31 protein-coding genes and 1 pseudogene are annotated in these 21165 nt (G+C 43.0%); 4 read left to right on the plus strand and 28 right to left on the minus strand.

The window, feature by feature from the left end:
• Positions 1-25: 25 nt before the first annotated feature.
• Positions 26-535 carry a DUF4124 domain-containing protein gene (locus H9653_RS07085; RefSeq protein WP_225211650.1) on the plus strand — a complete coding sequence of 170 codons (510 nt, stop codon included), beginning with the start codon at positions 26-28 and terminating at the stop codon, positions 533-535.
• A gap of 78 nt (positions 536-613) precedes the next feature.
• On the opposite strand, the gene H9653_RS07090 is transcribed toward H9653_RS07085, so the two are convergent.
• On the minus strand, positions 614-2395 hold the full coding sequence (locus tag H9653_RS07090) for an NAD(P)H-hydrate dehydratase (protein WP_191691525.1): 1782 nt from the start codon (positions 2393-2395) through the stop codon (positions 614-616).
• Between the two features lie 194 nt (positions 2396-2589).
• Between H9653_RS07090 and queG the strand changes: the two genes are divergently transcribed.
• On the plus strand, positions 2590-3846 hold the full coding sequence (queG, locus tag H9653_RS07095) for a tRNA epoxyqueuosine(34) reductase QueG (protein ID WP_191691527.1): 1257 nt from the start codon (positions 2590-2592) through the stop codon (positions 3844-3846).
• Between the two features lie 147 nt (positions 3847-3993).
• On the opposite strand, the gene lysM is transcribed toward queG, so the two are convergent.
• The 6 genes from lysM to H9653_RS07125 all read right to left on the minus strand — a co-directional run bounded on the left by lysM (position 3994) and on the right by H9653_RS07125 (position 8629).
• Positions 3994-4503: a peptidoglycan-binding protein LysM gene (gene lysM / locus H9653_RS07100; RefSeq protein WP_144297874.1), complete on the minus strand. Its 510-nt coding sequence runs from the start codon at positions 4501-4503 to the stop codon at positions 3994-3996.
• A gap of 402 nt (positions 4504-4905) precedes the next feature.
• Entirely contained in the window at positions 4906-5142 is a 237-nt protein-coding gene (gene acpP / locus H9653_RS07105; RefSeq protein ID WP_068034635.1) for an acyl carrier protein, read from the minus strand.
• 307 nt (positions 5143-5449) lie between these two features.
• Entirely contained in the window at positions 5450-6184 is a 735-nt protein-coding gene (fabG, locus tag H9653_RS07110; protein ID WP_223808606.1) for a 3-oxoacyl-ACP reductase FabG, read from the minus strand.
• Positions 6175-7143: an ACP S-malonyltransferase gene (gene fabD, locus H9653_RS07115; RefSeq protein ID WP_191691529.1), complete on the minus strand. Its 969-nt coding sequence runs from the start codon at positions 7141-7143 to the stop codon at positions 6175-6177. The genes fabG and fabD overlap by 10 nt, the downstream gene beginning before the upstream one ends.
• A gap of 381 nt (positions 7144-7524) precedes the next feature.
• Entirely contained in the window at positions 7525-7707 is a 183-nt protein-coding gene (rpmF, locus tag H9653_RS07120; protein WP_068408434.1) for a 50S ribosomal protein L32, read from the minus strand.
• A 328-nt stretch (positions 7708-8035) separates the two neighbouring features.
• Positions 8036-8629: a YceD family protein gene (locus H9653_RS07125; RefSeq protein ID WP_191691530.1), complete on the minus strand. Its 594-nt coding sequence runs from the start codon at positions 8627-8629 to the stop codon at positions 8036-8038.
• A 186-nt stretch (positions 8630-8815) separates the two neighbouring features.
• On the opposite strand from H9653_RS07125, the gene H9653_RS07130 reads away from it, so the two are divergent.
• Positions 8816-9520, plus strand: a complete 705-nt coding sequence (locus tag H9653_RS07130) for an elongation factor P hydroxylase (protein WP_191691533.1) — start codon at positions 8816-8818, stop codon at positions 9518-9520.
• 241 nt (positions 9521-9761) lie between these two features.
• Positions 9762-10382, plus strand: coding sequence for an L-threonylcarbamoyladenylate synthase (locus H9653_RS07135; RefSeq protein ID WP_191691535.1), 621 nt, complete (start codon positions 9762-9764; stop codon positions 10380-10382).
• Between the two features lie 79 nt (positions 10383-10461).
• Here H9653_RS07135 and rplQ read toward each other — a convergent pair whose 3' ends face one another.
• From rplQ to rpsC, 21 genes and pseudogenes are all read right to left on the minus strand, one after another.
• Positions 10462-10821 carry a 50S ribosomal protein L17 gene (gene rplQ / locus H9653_RS07140; protein ID WP_068408443.1) on the minus strand — a complete coding sequence of 120 codons (360 nt, stop codon included), beginning with the start codon at positions 10819-10821 and terminating at the stop codon, positions 10462-10464.
• Between the two features lie 19 nt (positions 10822-10840).
• Positions 10841-11848, minus strand: a complete 1008-nt coding sequence (locus H9653_RS07145) for a DNA-directed RNA polymerase subunit alpha (protein ID WP_068408445.1) — start codon at positions 11846-11848, stop codon at positions 10841-10843.
• Between the two features lie 81 nt (positions 11849-11929).
• Positions 11930-12571, minus strand: coding sequence for a 30S ribosomal protein S4 (rpsD, locus tag H9653_RS07150; RefSeq protein WP_068408447.1), 642 nt, complete (start codon positions 12569-12571; stop codon positions 11930-11932).
• 48 nt (positions 12572-12619) lie between these two features.
• On the minus strand, positions 12620-13009 hold the full coding sequence (gene rpsK / locus H9653_RS07155) for a 30S ribosomal protein S11 (RefSeq protein ID WP_058368279.1): 390 nt from the start codon (positions 13007-13009) through the stop codon (positions 12620-12622).
• 20 nt (positions 13010-13029) lie between these two features.
• Positions 13030-13386 carry a 30S ribosomal protein S13 gene (gene rpsM / locus H9653_RS07160; protein WP_058025564.1) on the minus strand — a complete coding sequence of 119 codons (357 nt, stop codon included), beginning with the start codon at positions 13384-13386 and terminating at the stop codon, positions 13030-13032.
• 254 nt (positions 13387-13640) lie between these two features.
• Positions 13641-13757: a 50S ribosomal protein L36 gene (rpmJ, locus tag H9653_RS07165; RefSeq protein ID WP_011279805.1), complete on the minus strand. Its 117-nt coding sequence runs from the start codon at positions 13755-13757 to the stop codon at positions 13641-13643.
• 32 nt (positions 13758-13789) lie between these two features.
• On the minus strand, positions 13790-15121 hold the full coding sequence (gene secY, locus H9653_RS07170) for a preprotein translocase subunit SecY (RefSeq protein ID WP_180952577.1): 1332 nt from the start codon (positions 15119-15121) through the stop codon (positions 13790-13792).
• 19 nt (positions 15122-15140) lie between these two features.
• On the minus strand, positions 15141-15581 hold the full coding sequence (gene rplO, locus H9653_RS07175) for a 50S ribosomal protein L15 (RefSeq protein ID WP_068408451.1): 441 nt from the start codon (positions 15579-15581) through the stop codon (positions 15141-15143).
• Positions 15581-15760 (minus strand): 50S ribosomal protein L30, encoded by a 180-nt coding sequence (gene rpmD / locus H9653_RS07180; RefSeq protein ID WP_068408453.1) that lies wholly within the window; start codon positions 15758-15760, stop codon positions 15581-15583. The genes rplO and rpmD overlap by 1 nt, the downstream gene beginning before the upstream one ends.
• A gap of 22 nt (positions 15761-15782) precedes the next feature.
• Positions 15783-16298, minus strand: coding sequence for a 30S ribosomal protein S5 (gene rpsE, locus H9653_RS07185; protein ID WP_068408455.1), 516 nt, complete (start codon positions 16296-16298; stop codon positions 15783-15785).
• A 2-nt stretch (positions 16299-16300) separates the two neighbouring features.
• Positions 16301-16651 carry a 50S ribosomal protein L18 gene (gene rplR, locus H9653_RS07190; protein ID WP_068408457.1) on the minus strand — a complete coding sequence of 117 codons (351 nt, stop codon included), beginning with the start codon at positions 16649-16651 and terminating at the stop codon, positions 16301-16303.
• 11 nt (positions 16652-16662) lie between these two features.
• A complete protein-coding gene (gene rplF, locus H9653_RS07195) occupies positions 16663-17196 on the minus strand; it encodes a 50S ribosomal protein L6 (RefSeq protein WP_068408459.1) in 534 nt (177 codons plus the stop codon).
• A gap of 194 nt (positions 17197-17390) precedes the next feature.
• Complete coding sequence (gene rpsH, locus H9653_RS07200; RefSeq protein ID WP_068408460.1) at positions 17391-17789, minus strand: 30S ribosomal protein S8; 399 nt, start codon at positions 17787-17789, stop codon at positions 17391-17393.
• A gap of 11 nt (positions 17790-17800) precedes the next feature.
• A complete protein-coding gene (rpsN, locus tag H9653_RS07205; protein WP_068408462.1) occupies positions 17801-18106 on the minus strand; it encodes a 30S ribosomal protein S14 in 306 nt (101 codons plus the stop codon).
• Positions 18107-18118: 12 nt separating this feature from the next.
• Positions 18119-18655: a 50S ribosomal protein L5 gene (gene rplE / locus H9653_RS07210; protein ID WP_068408463.1), complete on the minus strand. Its 537-nt coding sequence runs from the start codon at positions 18653-18655 to the stop codon at positions 18119-18121.
• A gap of 21 nt (positions 18656-18676) precedes the next feature.
• Positions 18677-18994, minus strand: a complete 318-nt coding sequence (rplX, locus tag H9653_RS07215) for a 50S ribosomal protein L24 (RefSeq protein ID WP_068408465.1) — start codon at positions 18992-18994, stop codon at positions 18677-18679.
• Between the two features lie 8 nt (positions 18995-19002).
• Entirely contained in the window at positions 19003-19371 is a 369-nt protein-coding gene (gene rplN / locus H9653_RS07220) for a 50S ribosomal protein L14 (RefSeq protein WP_010196702.1), read from the minus strand.
• 181 nt (positions 19372-19552) lie between these two features.
• A complete protein-coding gene (gene rpsQ, locus H9653_RS07225; protein ID WP_068408467.1) occupies positions 19553-19825 on the minus strand; it encodes a 30S ribosomal protein S17 in 273 nt (90 codons plus the stop codon).
• Positions 19822-20019 (minus strand): 50S ribosomal protein L29, encoded by a 198-nt coding sequence (rpmC, locus tag H9653_RS07230; RefSeq protein ID WP_068408469.1) that lies wholly within the window; start codon positions 20017-20019, stop codon positions 19822-19824. The genes rpsQ and rpmC overlap by 4 nt, the downstream gene beginning before the upstream one ends.
• Entirely contained in the window at positions 20019-20432 is a 414-nt protein-coding gene (gene rplP / locus H9653_RS07235; RefSeq protein WP_068034608.1) for a 50S ribosomal protein L16, read from the minus strand. The genes rpmC and rplP overlap by 1 nt, the downstream gene beginning before the upstream one ends.
• A pseudogene (gene rpsC, locus H9653_RS07240) lies at positions 20330-21164 on the minus strand (30S ribosomal protein S3). Before rpsC ends, rplP begins: the two are co-directional and overlap by 103 nt.
• Position 21165 lies beyond the last annotated feature (1 nt).

A 21165-nucleotide genomic window follows, 5' to 3' on the forward strand; every position in this document is an offset into this window, starting at 1 on the left:
CTTACCTATTAAGAGGATTGTCATTATGGCAATTGTTACCATGGCATCTGCGTTTCGTGTGAACACCGCTACCAAACTGCTTCTAAGTATCAGCACGGCGTGTATGCTCATGCTGCCAATCAATGCCAGTCATGCCATTCAGGTTTATAAATCTATCGGCGCGCATGGCGAGGTGAAGTACAGCCAACACGCCCCGCAAAACGGTAGAAATATTGAAGTGATAGAGTTTCGTAGTGACGGCAGACAAAGTAACGCCGGACAATTGGCAGGGAAAACCGAAGCCAATCAAGCGGTTCCGCAAAGTGCTGAAGAACAGCGCGTGGCTCAGCTAGAGGCGCGCATTAAAGAACAAGAAGCACAGGCGAATGCTCAGCGTTGCCAGTCATTACGCAATAATTTAACCAACCTAAATGTTGGTGGGCGTATCTACGAGATGGATGCCAATGGTAAACGTCAATATTTAGATGGCCGTGAAATTGAGCTAAAACGCGAGCGTGTACAGCAAGCCATCAATCAATATTGTAATGGTACCTAAACTCGGTCTTTATATACCTTTGAATAATACCATCACTGCTCTATTCAACGTTAGTCATTGATACTGATAACTGATGATTCAGTCAGTTATCAGGTGCATAATATGGCGGATAGCAACGGGCATATCCTGTGCTTGCAAGCCTCGTTGGCCGATCAATAATGAGCGACAATTATGAGTATGGCTAAGACTTTCTAAATTTTCTGCCTGCCCCGCTAAGCAGTCGCCTGCCAGACCGTGAAGCAGAACCGCTTGGTGCAAACTACGCGCTTCTTCGGTCAAATCCTTTTGCGCTAGCAGACCTGCAATGACGCCTGATAACACATCGCCCATGCCAGCGCTTGCCATCCCGGCATTACCGACGCCACAAACGTAAATCTGTCTTTCCTCAGCCTTTTGCTCTAGCACTAACGACCCTGCACCTTTTAGCACCCAATCGCCGCCATAGATTTTGGCGCACCGTTTTATCATGGCTAGCCTATCCTCTTCTACTTCATTGACCTCTTTATTCAACAATCTTGCCGCTTCACCACTATGCGGTGTTAGGCAAACTTGATGTTCGCTACTATACGCTTTTAGCTGTGTAACCAGTTTATACTGCTCTGCCTGCAATGTTGCCAAATGGTATAAACCATCCGCATCAATCACTATTGGTTTGCTGTTTTCTATCGCCGTTTGGATATAATTTATAAACAACGCTTTTGCTTTGTCATCACGGCCAAGTCCCATGCCGATAGCAATAACACTGGCTTCTTGGATGAGGTTTTTTACGCCATCTGTATCGTGTAAATTGATGGTCATCGCATCAGGCAATGAAGTTAATAGCGCTCCATGAAATGCTTCATGACAGGCGACGGTAATTTTACCCGCACCAGTCGCCATCGTACTTGAAGCCGAGAGGATAGCAGCACCGCCCATGCCCTGCGAGCTATCAACGCGATTACCGCCAATCACCAATACATGCCCGTAACTGCCTTTATAACTGTTTTGACGGCGTGGATTTAATGGATAAGCTGCTGTCAGTAGCTTGGCAATTGGCTTAAATTCTTTACTAGCCATTTGATAAGGTATGAGCGGAATGTCAATAACTTGTCCGCTATAATCCATACCATCGTTAGTATGCAAACCAAATTTGCGCGCAATCAAACATAATGTCGCATCAGCGTTTACAGCTACTTGGTCGAATACTTGCCCGGTTGCGGCAACCAAGCCACTGGGCACATCAACCGCAACCACTAAAGCGCCATTATACTGCGCGGCATCGTTAAGGGTACAAATTGCTTGCTTATAAATACCATCAGGCACGCGATCTAAACCTATACCAAATAACGCATCGACGTAGACGTCTGCTTGTAGCGGCTTACCTGCGTTTTCCTTGTCATGAGCGCTCATATCTTCAAATCGTAGACAATCACAGTTAGCAGATAGCGCTACTTGTAGAGCTTGGTTGGCATCAGATAAAGAAGCTTTTTTGTTAGATGACTGCGTTGTCTCAGCTATCGCAAAAACTTGTTTATCAAAGCCAACCGTGATGATTTGTACTTGCCAGCCTATTTGCTGCAAATAATAAGCAATCAACCAACCATCACCGCCATTATTACCCTTTCCAACCCAAATACTTACTCGAGGCGAACAGTTATTGCGATTATCAGTGTTAGTAAGTGCTGAGGAATGAGGATTAAGCATTTTTTGCTCATAAAGCACCACAATATAATGTGCCATCTGCCATGCAGCCTGCTGCATTAATCCAAAACTATCATGACCTGCGCCAAACCATGCCTGCTCCATAGCATAAATCTGCTGACTACTATACAACGCTACTGGTATGGTCGTTTTTGTGGATACATCGGTTGCTACTGGCATGGTTCATCCTCGCTTATTTTTATTGGCTGGTTTTATTATTTTAATCATAAGGTAACGTATGGGTGGTATCAGCTCTATTAGATTTTACGAGAGCTTACAGCTTGGTATAAATACAGCTTTATTCATTTTACTACTTGCGCTCGTCGCTCACTGGCTTATCATACTGCTATTCACATTATCATTTATAGCGCATTATGAATAGCAAAGCCCAACCTAAACAACTTCAATCGACACAGCCAGACGCACAGACCTCAGATGCTCACAACTTGGCAGCGCAGGCGTCTGCGCCTAATCGTGTAGAGCAAGCAAGAATTGCCGTTCATAATGCCTCAAGCTTTGCTACACCGGCAGACGTCAAACAATGGATTAAAACCCAAGCGCAAGGCCTAGGATTTGCTGACTGTGGTTTTTTATCGGTGCATCATCCTTTATTTATCGAGCAAACAGAACATCTAAAGCAATGGCTGGCAAAAGGGTATGAGGGGCAATTGCAGTTTATGCATCATAACCATCATCTGCGGGCCCAACCTGAGCAATTGGTAGAAGGCGCGAAAACCATCATCAGCGTGCGCATGGATTATTTAACCCAAACTCCCACGCCGCGCGCGGTCACTGATAACGCTTATCCCAATCAAGGTATCATCGCCCGTTATGCTAGGGGGCGTGATTATCATAAGACCATGCGCAGTCGCTTAAAGCAATTGGCATTAAAAATTGAAGCCATGCTACCTGAATGGCAGCATCTTAATATTGGCTCAGAGCAGGATTTTATTTTTCGCCCCTTTAGCGATTCTGCGCCTATCTTTGAGCGTCCTATTGCCGATGCGTCCGGTCTTGGCTGGACGGGCAAACATACCCTGCTCATAAACAAGCAAGCTGGCTCGTTTTTTGTATTAGGCGAGCTATTTATGAGTCTTGAGCTGCCTGATGACGAACCGGTCAAGGAGCATTGCGGCAGTTGTAGCGCCTGTATTGACGTCTGCCCTACGCAAGCAATTATTGCGCCCTATGAGCTTAAAGCCTCTGCTTGTATCTCTTACCTTACCATCGAACACGACGGCATTATTGACAGCAAATATCGCCGTGCCATCGGTAATCGCATCTTTGGCTGTGATGACTGTCAGCTTATTTGTCCGTGGAATCGCTATGCCAATATCACGCCCGTAGAAGATTTTGCTCCAAGGCACAACCTTGATAACAGTAGTTTACTTGACCTATGGCAATGGCAAGAAGCGGAGTTTATGAAAAAAACCGAAGGCAGTCCGCTTAGACGCACCGGTTACGTGAATTTTTTACGCAATATCGCCATTGGTCTTGGCAATGCAGATGGTAGTACGGAAATAATTACTCAGCTGCAAGCAAAATTAGGCGTTCATAATGCCATGCTAGACGATCATATCCATTGGGCAATTAAAGAACAACAGGAAAAATTAGAAAATTTAAAACCGTAAATTCTATGGAAAATAAAGACCAAAAAAAATGCCTCTAATTATATTAAGAGGCATTTTTATTAGCACATAACTTTAAATATCTGTGTTTAAGCGCTTATGTTTAAATACTTATATTTAAACGCTTAGCTTTAAGCACTTAACAACCTATTACGGCTTAGGAATACGTAGAACTTGACCTGGATAAATCTTATCGGGATCAGAAAGCATTGGTTTGTTGGCTTCAAATATTTTCATATAATCACCCGTTGAACCATACACTTCCTTGGCAATTTTAGATAAGCTATCGCCAGATTTTACTGTGTACATGGTAGATTCAGGCGCATCTTCTTCAATATCGATATTATCAATAACTTTAGCGACGTTTTGCACGTTACCGATAGCGATAATAGCTTTTTCGCGATCCGCTTGGGTTTTGGCCTTACCACTGATTTCTGCAGTATCTGTAGAACCGTTATATTTCACTTTTAGATTACTGATATTCAGATTTTGCTGCTGAATACGGCGTAGTAAAATATTGGCAACTGACTGAGCAGAAGGCTCTGTGCTTTGAACTGGAGTATTAGCATCCGCTTTGGTTTCTGCTTTAGCGTCATGCTTGGCATCGTCACGGTTAAAAATCTTTTCACCGATGTCTTTTGCGAAACTGAACATACCCATAAAATTGCTCCTTAAAATATTGTTATCTATTATTTATCATTATTGTTTTAATAGGCAATGTATTTAACGTTTGTCACTCTCGCATCGCCTACATATGAACATAACTTTTATCTCTAAACAGTGGTTTTAATCGATATAACAAATATCACCTTATTACTGCTTACCATTCCTAGTATAGACAAAGGCAAATACCGTCTCTAGTAATAGTATGTTGAGTAATGTTGATTTGGCGTAGCTTATGTAACTTTATTATTAATAGCTACCATTCAAATATGGCAGTGAATTGAGCAAATATAAGCAGTAAAACAGAGAAATAATCACTACCTCTAAAAAATAGCGTTAAAAAAACCGCTTATCAATAAAGATAAACGGTCATAGCACACTTACTAAGCAAAGGATTAATTACAATTGCGCTTGTACGTAATCAATGGCTTTTTGAACAGTCGTTAGTTCTGCTGAATCTTCATCAGGGATAGTGATGCCGAAATCGCTTTCGAATGACATAACCAATTCAACTAGGTCTAATGAATCAGCGCCTAAGTCTTCCATGAATGAAGCATCATTATTGATATCTTCAACGTTCATACCTAATTGTTCCGCTACCGCAGATTTAACTCTTAGCTCGGTATCATTACTCATGTAGATTTCTCCTTTTTGATCTATTATTTCGACAAATTGCCATAGTCTTATGATAAAGCACTATGGCAGTATATATAAAATGGGCTGGTCAAATTATCACGGCTGTCTAGAAGACAGATAACCAATTATACGTTTTGACTAATGTCTGCTAAAACCTAGCTATCATACAGGGCTTTGACAAAAAAGTATCCGCTATTATAGCACCCTTTATTATAGTTTACACTCGTTCACAGAGTTTTTTATTATAACTATGTAACGCACCGTTATAATAATAAATAACGCTAAATTAGAATAATAACTTCTAACCCTACATGTACATACCGCCATTGACAGGAATAACCGCGCCAGTAATATAGCTGGCTTCATCACCTGCTAAGAAAAATACGGCGGCGGCAATATCTTCTGGCTGACCAAGACGGCTGATTGGAACCGCATCAAGCATTGAGTTAAGTAGGCGCTCGTCAAGCTCATCGGTCATATCGGTTTCAATAAGACCCGGTGCCACACAGTTAATCGTCACTTGGCGTGAGCCGATTTCGCGCGCTAGCGTTCGGCTAAAGCCTTCGACGCCGGCTTTAGTGGCCGCATAGTTAGATTGACCCGCATTGCCCATTTGTGCAACCACAGAAGTAATATTGATGATACGACCACGACGCGCTTTCATCATTCCGCGTACTGCCCGCTTACTCATACGATAAACCGAAGTCAGATTGGTATCGACAACATTGTCCCAATCTTCATCTTTCATACGCATCAATAAACCATCTTGAGTAATACCGGCATTATTAACCAGCACTTGTACGGCACCGTAAACACTTTCGATTTCTTCAAATAACTTATCAATCTGCGCCGTATCGCGCACGTCTAGCACGCGCCCAATACCGCCACTATCGTTTAAGTATTCTTCGATAAGTGCTGCGCCTTTTTCGGTGGTCGCGGTGCCAATGACAAAGTGTCCTTCTTTGGCAAAACGTTTGGCAACGGCTTTACCGATACCGCGGCTTGCGCCTGTCACTAATGTAATCGTACGGCTCATGATAATACCTCCATCAACTTATCTAAACGGGCAGGCTTGTCGGTAGGATAACTCACAATAGGATGTGCTTGACGCTTGGCCAAATTACTTAAAACATTACCACTGCCACATTCGATTAAAATATTAATTTGCTTGTCGGCCAATTCCTGCATGGTTTTTGACCATAAGACTGGTTCACTGAGCTGCTCGGTCAATGCTTGCTTGATAGCGACTGCATTGCTTTCGACGCGCGCATGACGGTTTTGAATCACTGGAATGGTTGCTTGATCAAATTGAATGGCTGCCAACTCTTGCGCCAAAGCGCTAGTCGCAGGTTCCATAAGCGCACAATGCGACGGCACACTAACCTTTAATGGGATGGCTTTTTTACCGGTATTTTGAACTTTATCAATCACGGCATTGACACCAGCGGCGTTACCTGAAACCACCACTTGACCTGGACTATTAAAGTTTGCGGCGCCAACAATGGCATCATCAACGTGCTCGGTCGCTTGTTCGCATAAGTTTTCGACGCGGTGGTCTTCAAGACCCAGTACCGCTGCCATCGCTGTATCGACCCCTGCCACCGCCTCTTGCATCAATTGACCGCGTTTATGCACCAGTTTGACCGCATCAGCTAAGGATATTACGCCAGCAGCACATAAGGCGCTATATTCACCCAAGGAATGGCCCGCTAGGTAACAAGGCTTATCTTCTATTTTTTGTTGTAAGATGCGCCAAATAGCGATACTAGCAGTCAATAAAGCCGGCTGAGTATATTGGGTTTGGTTCAGTTTGTCTTCGTCCTGACAAATTACCCATAAGTCTTCACCAAGCGCTGTACTGGCTTCGGTAAAGGTATCACGAATTTCAGGATAGGTTTCAGCAAGCTCGCTCAGCATACCGACCACTTGTGAACCTTGTCCAGGGAATAGCACAGCTATACGGGTGGGTTGTTTTTTTACCATATCGGGTACAGAGGCCATAACCAATATTCCTTATTTAATTGGAAATACCCCTAAATGAATGGGGTTTATTATAGAATTAGAGACTAATAAAAAGATTCGCTGTACAAAGCACCGCTATCATTATTCCTTTAAGACAGCTGACTGCTATTAAACTATACACTGACGCAGACAATAAGCATAGCTATCAAAGACTGAACGCTTAAAATGTAATATCTCTATAATCACTACTTGATAAAAAATAGATAACAAAAAGCCAAGATATCTGACTTCATAATATATGATAGCGAGATAACTTGGCTCTTATTTGCTTAAACTGCTTGCACCATAACAACTGTGTAAAATCATCGATAGTCATTAGAACTACCAGCATTTTGCATCAACCATCAGCGCGCAAATAAATTAAGCGTCTTGACTAACTTTGAAAAGCTGGCGACCACGATAGAAACCATCTTTAGTCATGTGATGACGACGATGTTTTTCACCAGTAGTAGCGTCGATGCTTAATTCAGCCACTTCCATACGATGATGTGAACGGCGCATGTCACGACGAGAACGACTTTTACGACTTTTTTGAACAGCCATGATATAGCTCCTATACTTAAAAGGGTTAAGCTTGAAATTCAGCTTTAATCGATACCGACAGAGGCTATATAATCACAACAACCTAAGTCTTACGCATCATTAGTTAAATAGATTGCCACACGTATTAAAGTGCTGACTACGTCTAAAATCTATAGTTCGTTTGCGAAGCCAGCTTCTCTCTGCCAGCGGCAGGTTGCTAGAATGCAATAAACGGGACATTATACGCATGTTTCGCCAATTAATAAAGCCTTGCTTTTCACTCTTGGGCAAAAAGCTGATAAAAGGTAGAAAGTAATGATTTATCGACGTTATACTGCCAGTTACGCGGCTATAACTTGTCCTTTAACGATGCTAACGCTGCAAAAGGATTCTCATTTTCCTCTTCTTCTGGAATGTCACCAAACTGCTCAACGCTCATCTCGCAATCATCGTGCTTTGGTGCCATAGGCGCTTTTAGCAAAATTTCATCTTCGATCAATTTTTTAAACGGCAATAAACGCTCAGGCGCAGGCTCAGTGATAATTTCATCGAGCAGCAAGTAATCCTGCTCTTCACCGACCAAACGCACTTGGCTTTCGTTATCTAATAATGCAATATCATAGTCATCAGTCAAATCAATAGCAATCGGTTGCAAACAACGCTGACAAGTCAACCATATCTCACCTGTGAAAGTAAAAGACAAATGCAACACATTATTATGGCGATATAGATTGGCTTTAAGCTCAAGGTTTGATTGCTCGTGCTCAGTTGACAAGATGGCATTTAGGCGCTCAAACGAACGCGGCGCAACTTGCCCTGACCATTCAAAGCCACTGTCTTCCCATTTGCTTAAAGAGATATCCTCTGGCAAGTTGCTCGACATCGTAGCTGCTGTTTTGTCAGCCTGAAGCGCTGACGGCTTGTTTATTGGAGTGCTTGACATGCGCGGCCTCATTCATCAAAAACGGTGTATAATATTGCCTGCCATACTAACGGAAAGCGCTGATGAGCGCTAGGGCTAGTATGTTAAGATTTTTGGTAAGTGCTTTCGTATTAAGTTTGCATTTACCTTGGCTTGCTCGCGTTGCAAATCACGCGCTCTACCTTTTTATTTGGTTAATATATTCATATGATATCGCCTGCTGTGGATCCTGACTTTTCTGTTTTGCTTTCTGTTTCTGACGCAAAACGCTTGCTACATCGTTTAAATACTTTAGAAACCAAAAAGCCACCTGAGTCTTTGAGCGCTATTTCAAAGATGCAGTTAAACGCACTGTCAGAACAATGGCAGAAAATTATCCATGCTGAAAATATCAACACTGTTGATGAGAATGAAAAAACAGCGACCGATTGGCTGATAAGTCTCTTTAATACGTTATTTGCCCACCAGCACGTTATCCTAGTACGTGGCGCTGGCGAACCAGAGTACTTTCCTGCCAAAGACAATCAGCCAGCACGTATTGAATTTGCCCATGGTTTCTTTCAAAGCGCATTGCATGAGCTAAGCCATTTTTTTATTGCAGGTGAGCGTCGTAGACAGCTCTCTGACTTTGGCTACTGGTATGCTCCCGATGGGCGCACAGAGGCTCAACAACAAGCGTTTGAGCGTGTAGAAATCAAGCCCCAAGCGTTAGAGTGTTTATTTACTTTAGCGTGCAGACGTCCTTTTCAAGTCTCGCAAGACAATCTGTTTGCCACCTTTGATACCAGTACCAGCACCTTTGCGCAGGACGTCTATCAGCAGGCCAAAGCATATATCGCTGAACCTCACGTCATACCACGTGATGCCAAAATATTATTGCAAGCATTATTAACGATTTGTACTGCTAATTAGCGATGAAAAACTGCGCTCTATATATGTATTTCCTGTCGAAAGCGGTCCACAACTATAGTGTTAACGTTTCCCTACCCACCGTAACGCCTTGCTAATAAACTTATATTTACTTTGCGTTATACTGATTGAATAGTAGTTCTATCTTTTGATGCTGTCAGAGAGATATGCTAAAAAACAAAAAAATTTCATTTTTTAAAAACTACCTACGAAGCACTCTATAATTAAAAAATAAGGAAAAATCATGCAAGTATTTTACATTCATCCGGACAACCCACAACCGCGGCTTATCGAACAAGCAGCGGATTTATTACGTAATGATCAATTAGTTATCTATCCTACCGATACCAGTTATGCGTTTGGCTGCCGCTTAGGCGCTAAAGACGCGCTAGAAAAATTAAAACATATCCGTGAGCTTGATGATAAGCATCAATTTACCTTGTTATGTCGCGATTTAAGTGAAATTGCCAACTATGCCACGGTAGACAATGTGCAATTTAAACAGCTAAAAGCCCATACACCGGCACCGATTACCTTTATCTTAAACGCCACCAAAGATGTACCTAAGAAGTTGGCGCATCCTAAGAAAAAAACCATTGGTATTCGCGTGCCAAGCAATCCTATTGCGCAAGCATTGCTAGCAGCGATGGATGAGCCTATATTGACCAGTTCACTCATATTGCCGCATCGAGATGAGATATTGGACGATCCATTTGAGATTGAAGAGTTACTCGGTAATCAAATAGATGGTCTCATTAATGCTGGTATCAAAACCACCAAACTGACTACTATCGTCGATATGACCACTAATCAGCCCGAAATCATCAGACGAGGTGCTGCTGACGTCAGCTCACTCGTACCATAAAAAAAATTTTAAGAATAAAAGGCATAAAAAAAGCTCCAAATTATTGGAGCTTTTTTTATTATACAATGAGCGCATAAAATTAGTCACGATCAACCAATTCTACATAAGCCATTGGCGCATTGTCACCATCACGGTAACCGCATTTTACGATACGCAAATAACCACCTGGACGAGTTTGGTAGCGAGGACCAAGCGTGCCAAATAATTTACCTACCATAGTTTTGCTACGCATACGGCTAAATGCCAAACGGCGATTAGCAACGCTGTCTTCTTTAGCCAAAGTGATCAATGGCTCAGCAACACGGCGTAATTCTTTTGCTTTTGGTAAAGTTGTTTTGATCAGTTCATGCTCAAATAATGAGTTGGTCATGTTCTGAAACATTGCCTTACGATGACTGCCGGTACGACCCAGCTTGACTCCACTCTTACGATGGCGCATAGTCAAAAATCCTTAAAGTTTAACGGCTACGATAAGAAAAGCGATCATCGACACGAAGGTCAGCTGGTGGCCAATTGTCTAGGCGCATACCGAGCTCTAAATCTTTAGACGCTAATACGTCTTTGATTTCGGTCAATGATTTCTTACCAAGATTTGGGGTTTTTAGTAGTTCAGTCTCTGAACGCTGTACCAAATCACCGATATAGTAAATGTTTTCAGCTTTCAAGCAGTTGGCTGAGCGAACCGTTAGTTCAAGATCGTCCACAGGGCGTAATAGCACCGGATCAACCTCTTCTTTTTCTTTCACAGGCTCAGGCGCTTCTTCAGCTTCTAGGTCAACAAAGATAGAAATCTGCTGTTGTAAAATAGTGGCTGCTTTACGAATTGCTTCTTCTGGATCGATAGTGCCATTAGTTTCAAGCTCGATGATAAGACGATCAAGATCGGTACGTTGTTCTACACGTGCGTTCTCAACCTGATAAGCAACACGCAGTACTGGACTAAAACTTGCATCAAGCTTTAAGCGTCCAATCGCTTTAGTGTCACCATCTTCACGGCGCTGGTTTGCTGGCTCATATCCACGACCCATTACCACACGCAAACGCATCTTAAGATGACCACGGTCGCTTAATGTACCTAATACCAATTCTGGATTGATAATGTCGACATTATGCGGCAACGTGATGTCTGCAGCAGTAATAGTGCCTGGACCTTGTTTATCCAAGGTCAAGAATACTTCATTTTGGTCATGAAGGGTGATTGCCAAGCCTTTTAAGTTCAAAAGCAAGTCAAGCACGTCTTCTTGTAGTCCTTCAAGCGTTGAATATTCATGGTCAACACCATCAATCTCAGCTTCAATGACTGCAGCACCAGGTAATGAAGATAACAAGATGCGACGTAAGGCATTACCTAAAGTATGCCCAAAGCCGCGTTCTAACGGTTCGAGCGTGACTTTCGCAATTGTTTCATTAACCGTATCCACGTTAATGGCGTTCGGCGTTAGAAACTCAGTTGCACTTAGCATCATGATGTCACCTCGATTTATTAAACTGGTTTAATTAACGTCAATTGCTCAATGCTATTATTATAACATCGAGCAGTACGTTACTTACTTAGAGTATAGCTCAACGATCAAGCTTTCGTTGATTTCAGCAGGTAGATCAATGCGATCAGGCGCTTGTTTAAACGTGCCCTGTAGCTTGCTGTGGTCAACATCTAGCCATTCTGGAATACCACGTTGTGTCGCTAGTTCAATAGCGTTTTTAATACGTAGTTGTTCGCGAGACTTCTCACGGATAGCGACGACATCACCATCTTGCAACTGAATTGATGGAATGTTCACACGAACAAACTCATCGCGGCCAGCTTTTTTTACCATCACAGTGCGATGGCTAACTAGCTGACGTGCTTCAGCACGAGTTGAGCCAAAGCCCATGCGATAAACGACGTTATCAAGGCGACTCTCAAGCATTGCTAGTAGGTTTTCACCAGTAGCGCCACGCTTACGAGCAGCTTCTTTATAGTAGTTAGCAAACTGACGCTCTAGTACACCGTAGATACGCTTAACTTTTTGTTTTTCACGTAACTGTAGAGAGTACTCTGAGCTCTTATTACGGCTGACACCATGTTGACCAGGTGGACGAGCCGCTTTTTTCGTTTTTACGTCATATGGTTTAACACCAGACTTAAGGCCTAAGTCTGTACCTTCACGACGTGATAATTTGAGTTTTGGTCCAATATAACGGGCCATTGTTATGTCTCCTATAAGCTCTTATGATAAAAAGCTTCGTCTTTAATATTAGACGCGGCGCTTTTTCGGCGCACGGCAACCATTGTGTGGGATTGGGGTCACATCAGAGATGCTGTTAACTTTATAACCCAATGCACCAAGTGCTCTTACCGCAGACTCACGACCCGGTCCTGGTCCTTTGACCAAAACGTCGATATTCTTAACACCGTATTCTTGAGCCGCTTTACCAGCGACTTCAGCTGCAACCTGAGCTGCAAATGGTGTAGATTTACGTGAACCACGGAAGCCTTGTCCACCTGAAGTGGCCCAAGCCAGTGCATTACCTTGACGATCGGTAATCGTAACAATGGTGTTATTAAAAGACGCATGGATATGGGCAACGCCCTCCGATACTGAACGACGAGTCACTTTTTTGCGACTACGAGTGTCTTTAGCCATCTTTTAGCTTCCTAAGTTAATTATCTTTTGAGAGGGCGTGTCGGACCCTTACGAGTACGAGCGTTGTTCTTGGTGTTCTGACCTCTAACTGGTAGGTTACGGCGATGGCGGATGCCACGGTAACAACCAAGATCAACCAAGCGCTTGATATTCATTGACACTTCACGACGAAGATCACCTTCAGTCATGTAATTTGCAACTTGTGCACGGATAGCATCTAACTGTGTATCATCTAACTGGCTAACTTTAGTAGTAGGGGCAATGCCAACTGCTTCTAAGATTTTCTGAGCAGTGGTACGACCTATACCAAAGATATAAGTTAGTGAAATAACAGCATGCTTATTATCCGGAATGTTTACGCCGGCAATACGAGCCATTGATTTCTCTCCATTAAAGAAAAATAAGCTTTATTCATTAATAAAGCGTTATTTTTCAGATTTGTTGCTGTCAATACTAAAGCTTTTATAATTATTATCGCTGCTTCAACTTGATAACAAGTCTCTTCATTGACCATTTTATAAAAGATTTTGCATAAACTACGGCAAGTGGCGGATGATATCGCATCCGCCGTTATTTTTCAAGTATTAATTTTATAAAACCAATAAGCGTGACGCTTTATGTCTTTAAAACATTAACCTTGACGTTGCTTGTGGCGAGGTTCTGCGGTACAAATAACATGTACACGGCCTTTACGGCGCACAACTTTACAGCTACCACAAATCTTCTTAACTGATGCTTGAACTTTCATAGCATACTCCTTTGAGATATCGTACCGCTCATTTAAGGTTGAGTGGGCGATTGAATTAACGTCTGATCATGATATTGATGGGTCATCAAATGCGCTTGGATTTGCGAAATGAAGTCCATTACCACAACCACCATAATCAGTAATGACGTACCACCAAGTTGAAACGGCACACCAAACGATGACTGCACGACCATTGGCATTAAACAAATAACCGTCATATACATCGCGCCAATAAAGGTCAGTCGGTTTAATACATGATCAAGGTAACGCTGAGTTTGTTGTCCGGGGCGAATACCTGGGATATACGCACCACTACGTTTAAGGTTTTCAGCAACTTCACGCGGACTAAATACCAATGCCGTGTAAAAGTAACAGAAGAAAATAATCATTGCGCCAAACAGAACCAAATACAGCGGCTGCCCTGGAGACAACACCAATGCCATATTTTGTAATATCTTTTGTGTAAAAGTAGGATCAGCCGATTGACCAACCCATTGTCCTAAACTTGCTGGAAACAACAATAACGAGCTGGCAAAAATAGCGGGAATAACCCCTGCCATATTTAGCTTAAGCGGCAAATGCGACTGCTGCTGAGCATAAATTTTGCGACCTTGTTGTTGCTTCTGCGCATAGTTTACTGGGACACGGCGCTGCGCTCGTTCAATATAAACGATACCGGCAGTCACCGCGATGCCTAGCAATACAAAGATAAAAAGTACAATCAAGTTCATCTGCCCTTGATTGACCTGTTCGATAGACTGCGAAATCATACCTGGCGTACCAGCCACAATACTCGCAAAGATGAGCATTGAGATACCATTACCCACGCCGCGTTCTGTAATTTGCTCACCAAGCCACATTAGGAACATAGCGCCAGCTACCAATGAGGTAACCGCTGGAATATAAAAAGTCAAACCAGTAGATAAGGTAAGATTCTGACTGATAAGGCCAGCACACATTCCTAATGACTGTACTAGTGCTAATCCAAGTGTCCCTTGACGGGTGTACTTGTTTAGCTTACGTCGTCCCGCTTCGCCTTCTTTTTTGAGGGCTTCAAGCGATGGCAATACCGCCGACATCATCTGAACGATAATAGATGCTGAAATATACGGCATGATGCCAAGTGCCATGATGGACATACGTTCTAGTGCACCACCTGAGAACATGTTAAACATGCTCAAAATGGTATTTTCGTTGCGCGAAAACAGATCAGCCAAGTTAACCGGATTGATACCCGGTACTGGAATATGTGACCCTAAACGATAAACAATCAATGCGCCGATTAAGAATAATAAACGCGTCCATAATTCATCATACTTACGTATAAAGGCAAATGGATTGAGCGGTATACCAGTCGATGACATTGATTGTTTTGACACGTTACTACTCCTCGATGCTACCACCAGCAGCTTCGATTGCTTGCTTGGCGCCTTTAGTCACTTTGATACCTTTAAAAGTATAAGCTTTAGTGACTTCGCCTGACAACATAATACGAACGCGTTTCATGTCATGACGGATAACGTTAGCAGCTTTTAGTGTTTCAATGCTAACCACATCGCCTTCGACTTTGTTTAATTCAGACAGACGAACTTCAGCAGTCGTCATTGCCATTTTACTGGTGAAGCCAAATTTTGGTAGGCGACGATATAAAGGCATTTGACCACCTTCAAATCCTGAGCGGATGCTAGAACCTGAACGAGATTTCTGACCTTTTACACCGCGACCACCAGTTTTGCCAAGACCTGAACCGATACCACGACCACGACGTTGGGCAGTTTTTTTCGCGCCAACACCTGGTGATAATTCATTTAATCTAAGTCCCATTACGCTTCCTCCACTTTTACCATGTAGTTGACGCGATTGACCATACCACGGGTTGAAGGAGTATCTTCTACTTCAACAGTATGACCAATACGGCGTAAACCCAATCCTTTCAAGCTCGCTTTGTGGCTCTTGAGGCGATGGGCACCCGATTTAAATTGAGTGACTTTCATTTTTTTCATCGTAACTCACCTAGTTTCTAAGTTAACCCAAGATTTCGTCTACAGATTTACCACGTTTTGCTGCCATCTTTTCTGGAGTTGACATATCACGTAAACCGTTAAATGTTGCACGTACAACGTTTGCCGTGTTGGTAGAACCATGAGATTTCGTTAAAACGTCTTTAACACCAGCAACTTCTAATACTGCACGCATTGCGCCACCAGCGATTACACCAGTACCTTCAGATGCAGGCTGCATGTAGACTTTACTAGCACCATGACGTGCTTTGATCGGATGGAACAATGTTGCACCATCAAGCTCAACAGTAATCATGTTGCGCTTAGCAGCTTCAAGTGCTTTTTGGATAGCAGCTGGCACTTCACGTGCTTTACCACGACCAAAACCAACACGGCCATTGCCATCACCCACTACGGTTAGCGCAGTAAATGAGAAAATACGACCACCTTTAACCACTTTTGCAACGCGATCAACGGTAACTAAGCGTTCTACTAGACCGTCAGTCTGTTCATTTTTATCATTTTTATCATTTCTAGCCATGATTAAAACTCCAATCCGTTTTCGCGAGCAGCTTCAGCTAAAGCTTTTACTCGACCATGATATTTAAAACCACTACGGTCAAAGGCAACTTTAGTAATACCAGCTGCTTTTGCGCGTTCTGCGATTAATTGGCCCACAGACGTCGCTGCATCAACGTTACCAGTTGCACCTGAACGTAAGCTGCTGTCTAAGGTAGATGCCTGAGCAATCACTTCACCACCGTTTGGAGAGATAATTTGGGCATAAATATGTCTTGGGGTGCGATTAACCGTTAAGCGATTTACGCCTAAAAAACGGATATGTGCACGGGTTTTCTTTGCTCGACGTAGACGAGCTGCTTTTTTATCAAACATTTCAACTCACCTTATTTTTTCTTGGCTTCTTTGCGAATCACATGCTCGTCACTATAACGAATACCTTTACCTTTATAAGGCTCTGGTGGGCGGAAACCGCGGATATTAGCCGCTGCTTGACCAAGCTGCTGCTTATCGTTTGATTTTAAAACGATTTCAGTCTGCGTTGGGGTTTCAGCTGATACACCTTCAGGTAGCGTATATTCTACTGGATGTGAGTAACCAACGTTTAGCGTTACTTTATTACCAGTAGCTTGAGCGCGATAACCAACACCAATAAGTTGAAGGCGTCTTTCAAAACCTTCATTTACGCCTATTACTAAATTGTTTAGTAAAGAGCGCATGGTGCCAGTATGCATCATGGCTTCTTTTGAATCGGCTGCAGGTGAGAGAAGAATTGCATCATCTTCCTGTTTTAGCTCGACCAATTCATGCAGGCGTAAAGACATATTGCCATTTTTGCCTTTAACTTCGACCTGCCGATCGTTCAAAGTAACACTTACGCCGCTAGGCAGTGCTACTGGGGCTTTAGCCACACGAGACATAGGAATATTCCTTAAAAAAATTAACTTACTTTTATTAGCGAAAAAACTAACAGGCTAAAAAGCGTGTTAGTTTAGCATAATTGACTGCATTAGGCACCTATCAATGTTAAAAAACATGTATGATAAAATTGATAAGTGCCCAACGAAGATCAAGTAGACTTTATCGTCTCGTTACCGATAGCAATGATTGCTAATTAAGCAACGAATGCAACGATTTCACCACCGATACCAGCAGCGCGTGCAGCACGATCGCTCATGATACCTTGGCTGGTTGATACGATAGCAACACCCATACCTTGTTTAACAGTAGGGATAGCGTCTTTACCGCGATGCTGGCGTAGGCCAGGACGGCTATAACGTTGGATCGTTTCAATAACCGCTTTGCCTTCGAAGTATTTTAACTCGATGGTCAAAGTTGCTTTGTTATTTTCTTGCTCAGTCACAACAGCGCTGGCTACATAACCTTCGCTTACTAATAAGTCAGCGATTGATTTACGTAGTTTAGAGCTCGGCATTGCTACCGATACTTTATTAGCCATTTGTGCGTTACGAATACGGGTTAGCATATCCCCAACGGTATCTTGCATACTCATATCGTTACTCCTTACCAGCTTGCTTTACGAACACCAGGCACATCGCCTTGCATGACACGCTCACGCAGCATATTGCGTGATAAGCCAAACTTGCGGAAGTAACCGTGAGGACGACCAGTGATAGCACAACGGTTGCGTAGACGTACTGGTGATGCGTTGCGTGGTAGGGCTTGTAGCTCTAGCATCGCTTCCATACGCTCTTCGTCTGATGCGTTGATATCACTGATAGTTTCTTTTAGCTTAATACGCTTTTCAGCATATTTAGCAACCATTTTTTCGCGTTTTAATTCGCGGTTAATCATGCTCTTCTTTGCCATAACGTCTTTACCTTATTTAAATGGGAAGCCGAATGCTTTAAGCAACGCACGACCTTCTTCATCATTACCAGCTGACGTGGTGATGGTCACATCCATACCGCGGATACGATCAATCTTGTCAAAGTCTACTTCTGGGAATACGATTTGTTCTTTGATACCCAATGAGTAGTTACCACGTCCGTCAAAGGCTTTAGGTGAAAAACCGCGGAAATCACGAATACGAGGAATTGCAATGGCAATGAGACGATCTAAAAATTCGTACATTTGCTCACCGCGCAGCGTTACTTTACAGCCAATTGGCCATTCTTCACGAATTTTAAAGCCAGCAACTGATTTGCGCGCTTTGGTGACGACAGGTTTTTGACCAGCGATAGCGGTCATGTCAGCTACAGCACCTTCAAGCAATTTTTTGTCTTGAGACGCGCCGCCTACACCCATATTAAGCGTGATTTTAGTGATTTTAGGCACTTGCATCACGTTCGCCAAACCAAGCTCTTCTTTGATTTGTTGCTTTAATTCTTCGTTATATAAAGATTTTAATCTTGCCATTACCATTACACCCTTAGTGTCTTACGCAGTCGCCACTACTTCACCGTTCGAACGATAGACGCGTTGTTTCTTGCCGTCTTCACCGAACTGATAAGTAATACGATCAGCTTTTTGGGTTTGCGCATTTAAAATTGCGACATTTGAGATATGCAAAAAAGCTTCTTGCTTAACGATGCCACCTTCAGTACCAGTTGCCTGATTTGGCTTCTGATGTTTGGTGACAATGTTGATGCCTTCAACTTTAATACGATCGTTTTTTACAGCTTGCACAGTACCTTGCTTGCCTTTGTCTTTCCCAGCAATCACGATAACTGTATCGCCTTTACGTAATTTTGACATGGATTACCTCACAATACTTCTGGTGCTAGTGATACAATTTTCATAAACTGATCACCACGTAGTTCACGAGTTACCGGTCCAAAAATACGAGTTGCTATCGGTGCTTTGTTTTGGTTCAACAATACCGCAGCATTGTCATCAAAACGCAGAACTGAACCATCAGGACGACGAACGCCTTTTTTGGTACGTACAACTACAGCATTCATCACGTCGCCTTTTTTAACACGACCACGCGGAATGGCTTCTTTAACCGTTACTTTAATAATGTCGCCAACTGATGCATAACGACGATGAGAGCCACCCAGTACTTTAATGCACTGAACTCGTCTTGCACCGCTATTGTCTGCAACTTCCAGCATCGATTCAACCTGAATCATAGCGTTACTCCACACGTATGAGCAATAAAAACCAGTTGCTGCCGCTAGCACAGAATGAGTAGTCGGCATTTTAATATTAATAACCGCTGCTACTCTTAATGTGAGTGATATACGCTCGGCGCAATCAGCATCCTTAAAAAGGCGGCTATTTTAACAGCTTCTGGCTTTTAATGCAATTTACTTAGATTTTTTCTACTTTTTCAACCACTTCAACCAAAGTCCAAGACTTGGTTTTTGAGATTGGACGCGTTTCTTTGATGCGGACAAGGTCGCCTTGTTGACAAACGTTATCTTCATCATGAGCTTTGATTTTTGTAGAACGACGAAGCTGTTTGCCATACAAAGGATGACGAACCAGACGCTCAATCAAAACTGTGATGGATTTGTCCATCTTGTCGCTGACAACTCGTCCTGTCAATACGCTAGCATTAGCTGTTTGATTGTTATCGCTCATGAGTCGCCTCGTTGTTTCTCGTTAATCAAAGTCTGAATCTGAGCAATCGTGCGACGATTGCTTCTGACTTCATGGGTGTTACCCAACTGACCCGTTGCTTTAGCCATACGAATACGGAAAGCATCAAGTTGCTTTTCATCAAGTAACTGAGTCAGTTCTTCTAATGATTTATCACGTAATTCACTGATCTTCATTACATTATCGTCCGCTTAACAATGGTAGTTTTAAAGGGCAGTTTTGCTGCAGCAAGCGTTAACGCTTCGCGAGCAAGTTCTTCTGAAACCCCTTCGAGTTCATATAGCACTTTACCAGGTTTGATTTCGCATACCCAATACTCGACTGGACCTTTACCTTTACCCATACGTACTTCTAGTGGTTTGTTGGTAATAGGTTTGTCTGGGAATACACGAATCCAAATCTTACCGCCACGCTTGATTTTACGAGTGATGGTACGACGTGCTGCTTCAATTTGACGGGCAGTCATACGACCACGAGTCAACGATTTTAGACCAATTTGTCCGAATGCAACGGTGCTTCCACGGTGAGCAAGACCTGTGTTACGACCTTTGTGCATTTTACGAAACTTGGTACGTTTTGGCTGTAACATAGTTTAACCTCTGTCTGTGTTTCGACGGTTTCCGTTTCCACGACCACGGCGTTTTGGCGCACGAGTCTGCTCTTCTTTGACGGGATTATATACGCTGTTCATACCGTCAAGGATTTCGCCACGGAAAATCCAAACTTTTACACCGATAGTGCCGTATGTGGTTTCTGCACGAATTGACGCGTAGTCAATATCAGCGCGGAGTGTATGCAATGGCACACGACCTTCACGGTACCATTCAGTACGAGCAATCTCAGCACCGCCAAGACGGCCAGACAGCTCAACTTTAATACCTTTAGCACCAGAACGCATGCTGTTCTGTACGGCGCGTTTCATCGCACGACGGAACATAACACGGCGCTCAAGCTGGCTGCCGATACCGTCTGCTACCAAACGTGCATCAAGATCAGGTGATGTGATTTCTTCAATGTTGACCTGAGCAGGTACGCCCATAATTTTGGTCAATTCTTTTTGAAGTCTTTCGATATCTTCGCCTTTTTTACCGATAACAATACCAGGACGCGCAGTGGCGATGGTAATCTTAGCAGCACCAGTAGGACGCTCAATCATAATGTTGCTGATCATAGCGTTGTCTAGTTTTTTGCGTAGATACTCACGAACTTGAATGTCGTTGATGAGGTATTCTGAGTATTGTTTAGGGTTAGCATACCAGTTTGCGTTATGCTTTTTGACAACACCAAGACGAATTCCGATTGGATGTACTTTTTGACCCATA

It is taken from the genome of Psychrobacter communis, from assembly GCF_014836505.1.
Lineage (GTDB): Bacteria > Pseudomonadota > Gammaproteobacteria > Pseudomonadales > Moraxellaceae > Psychrobacter > Psychrobacter faecalis.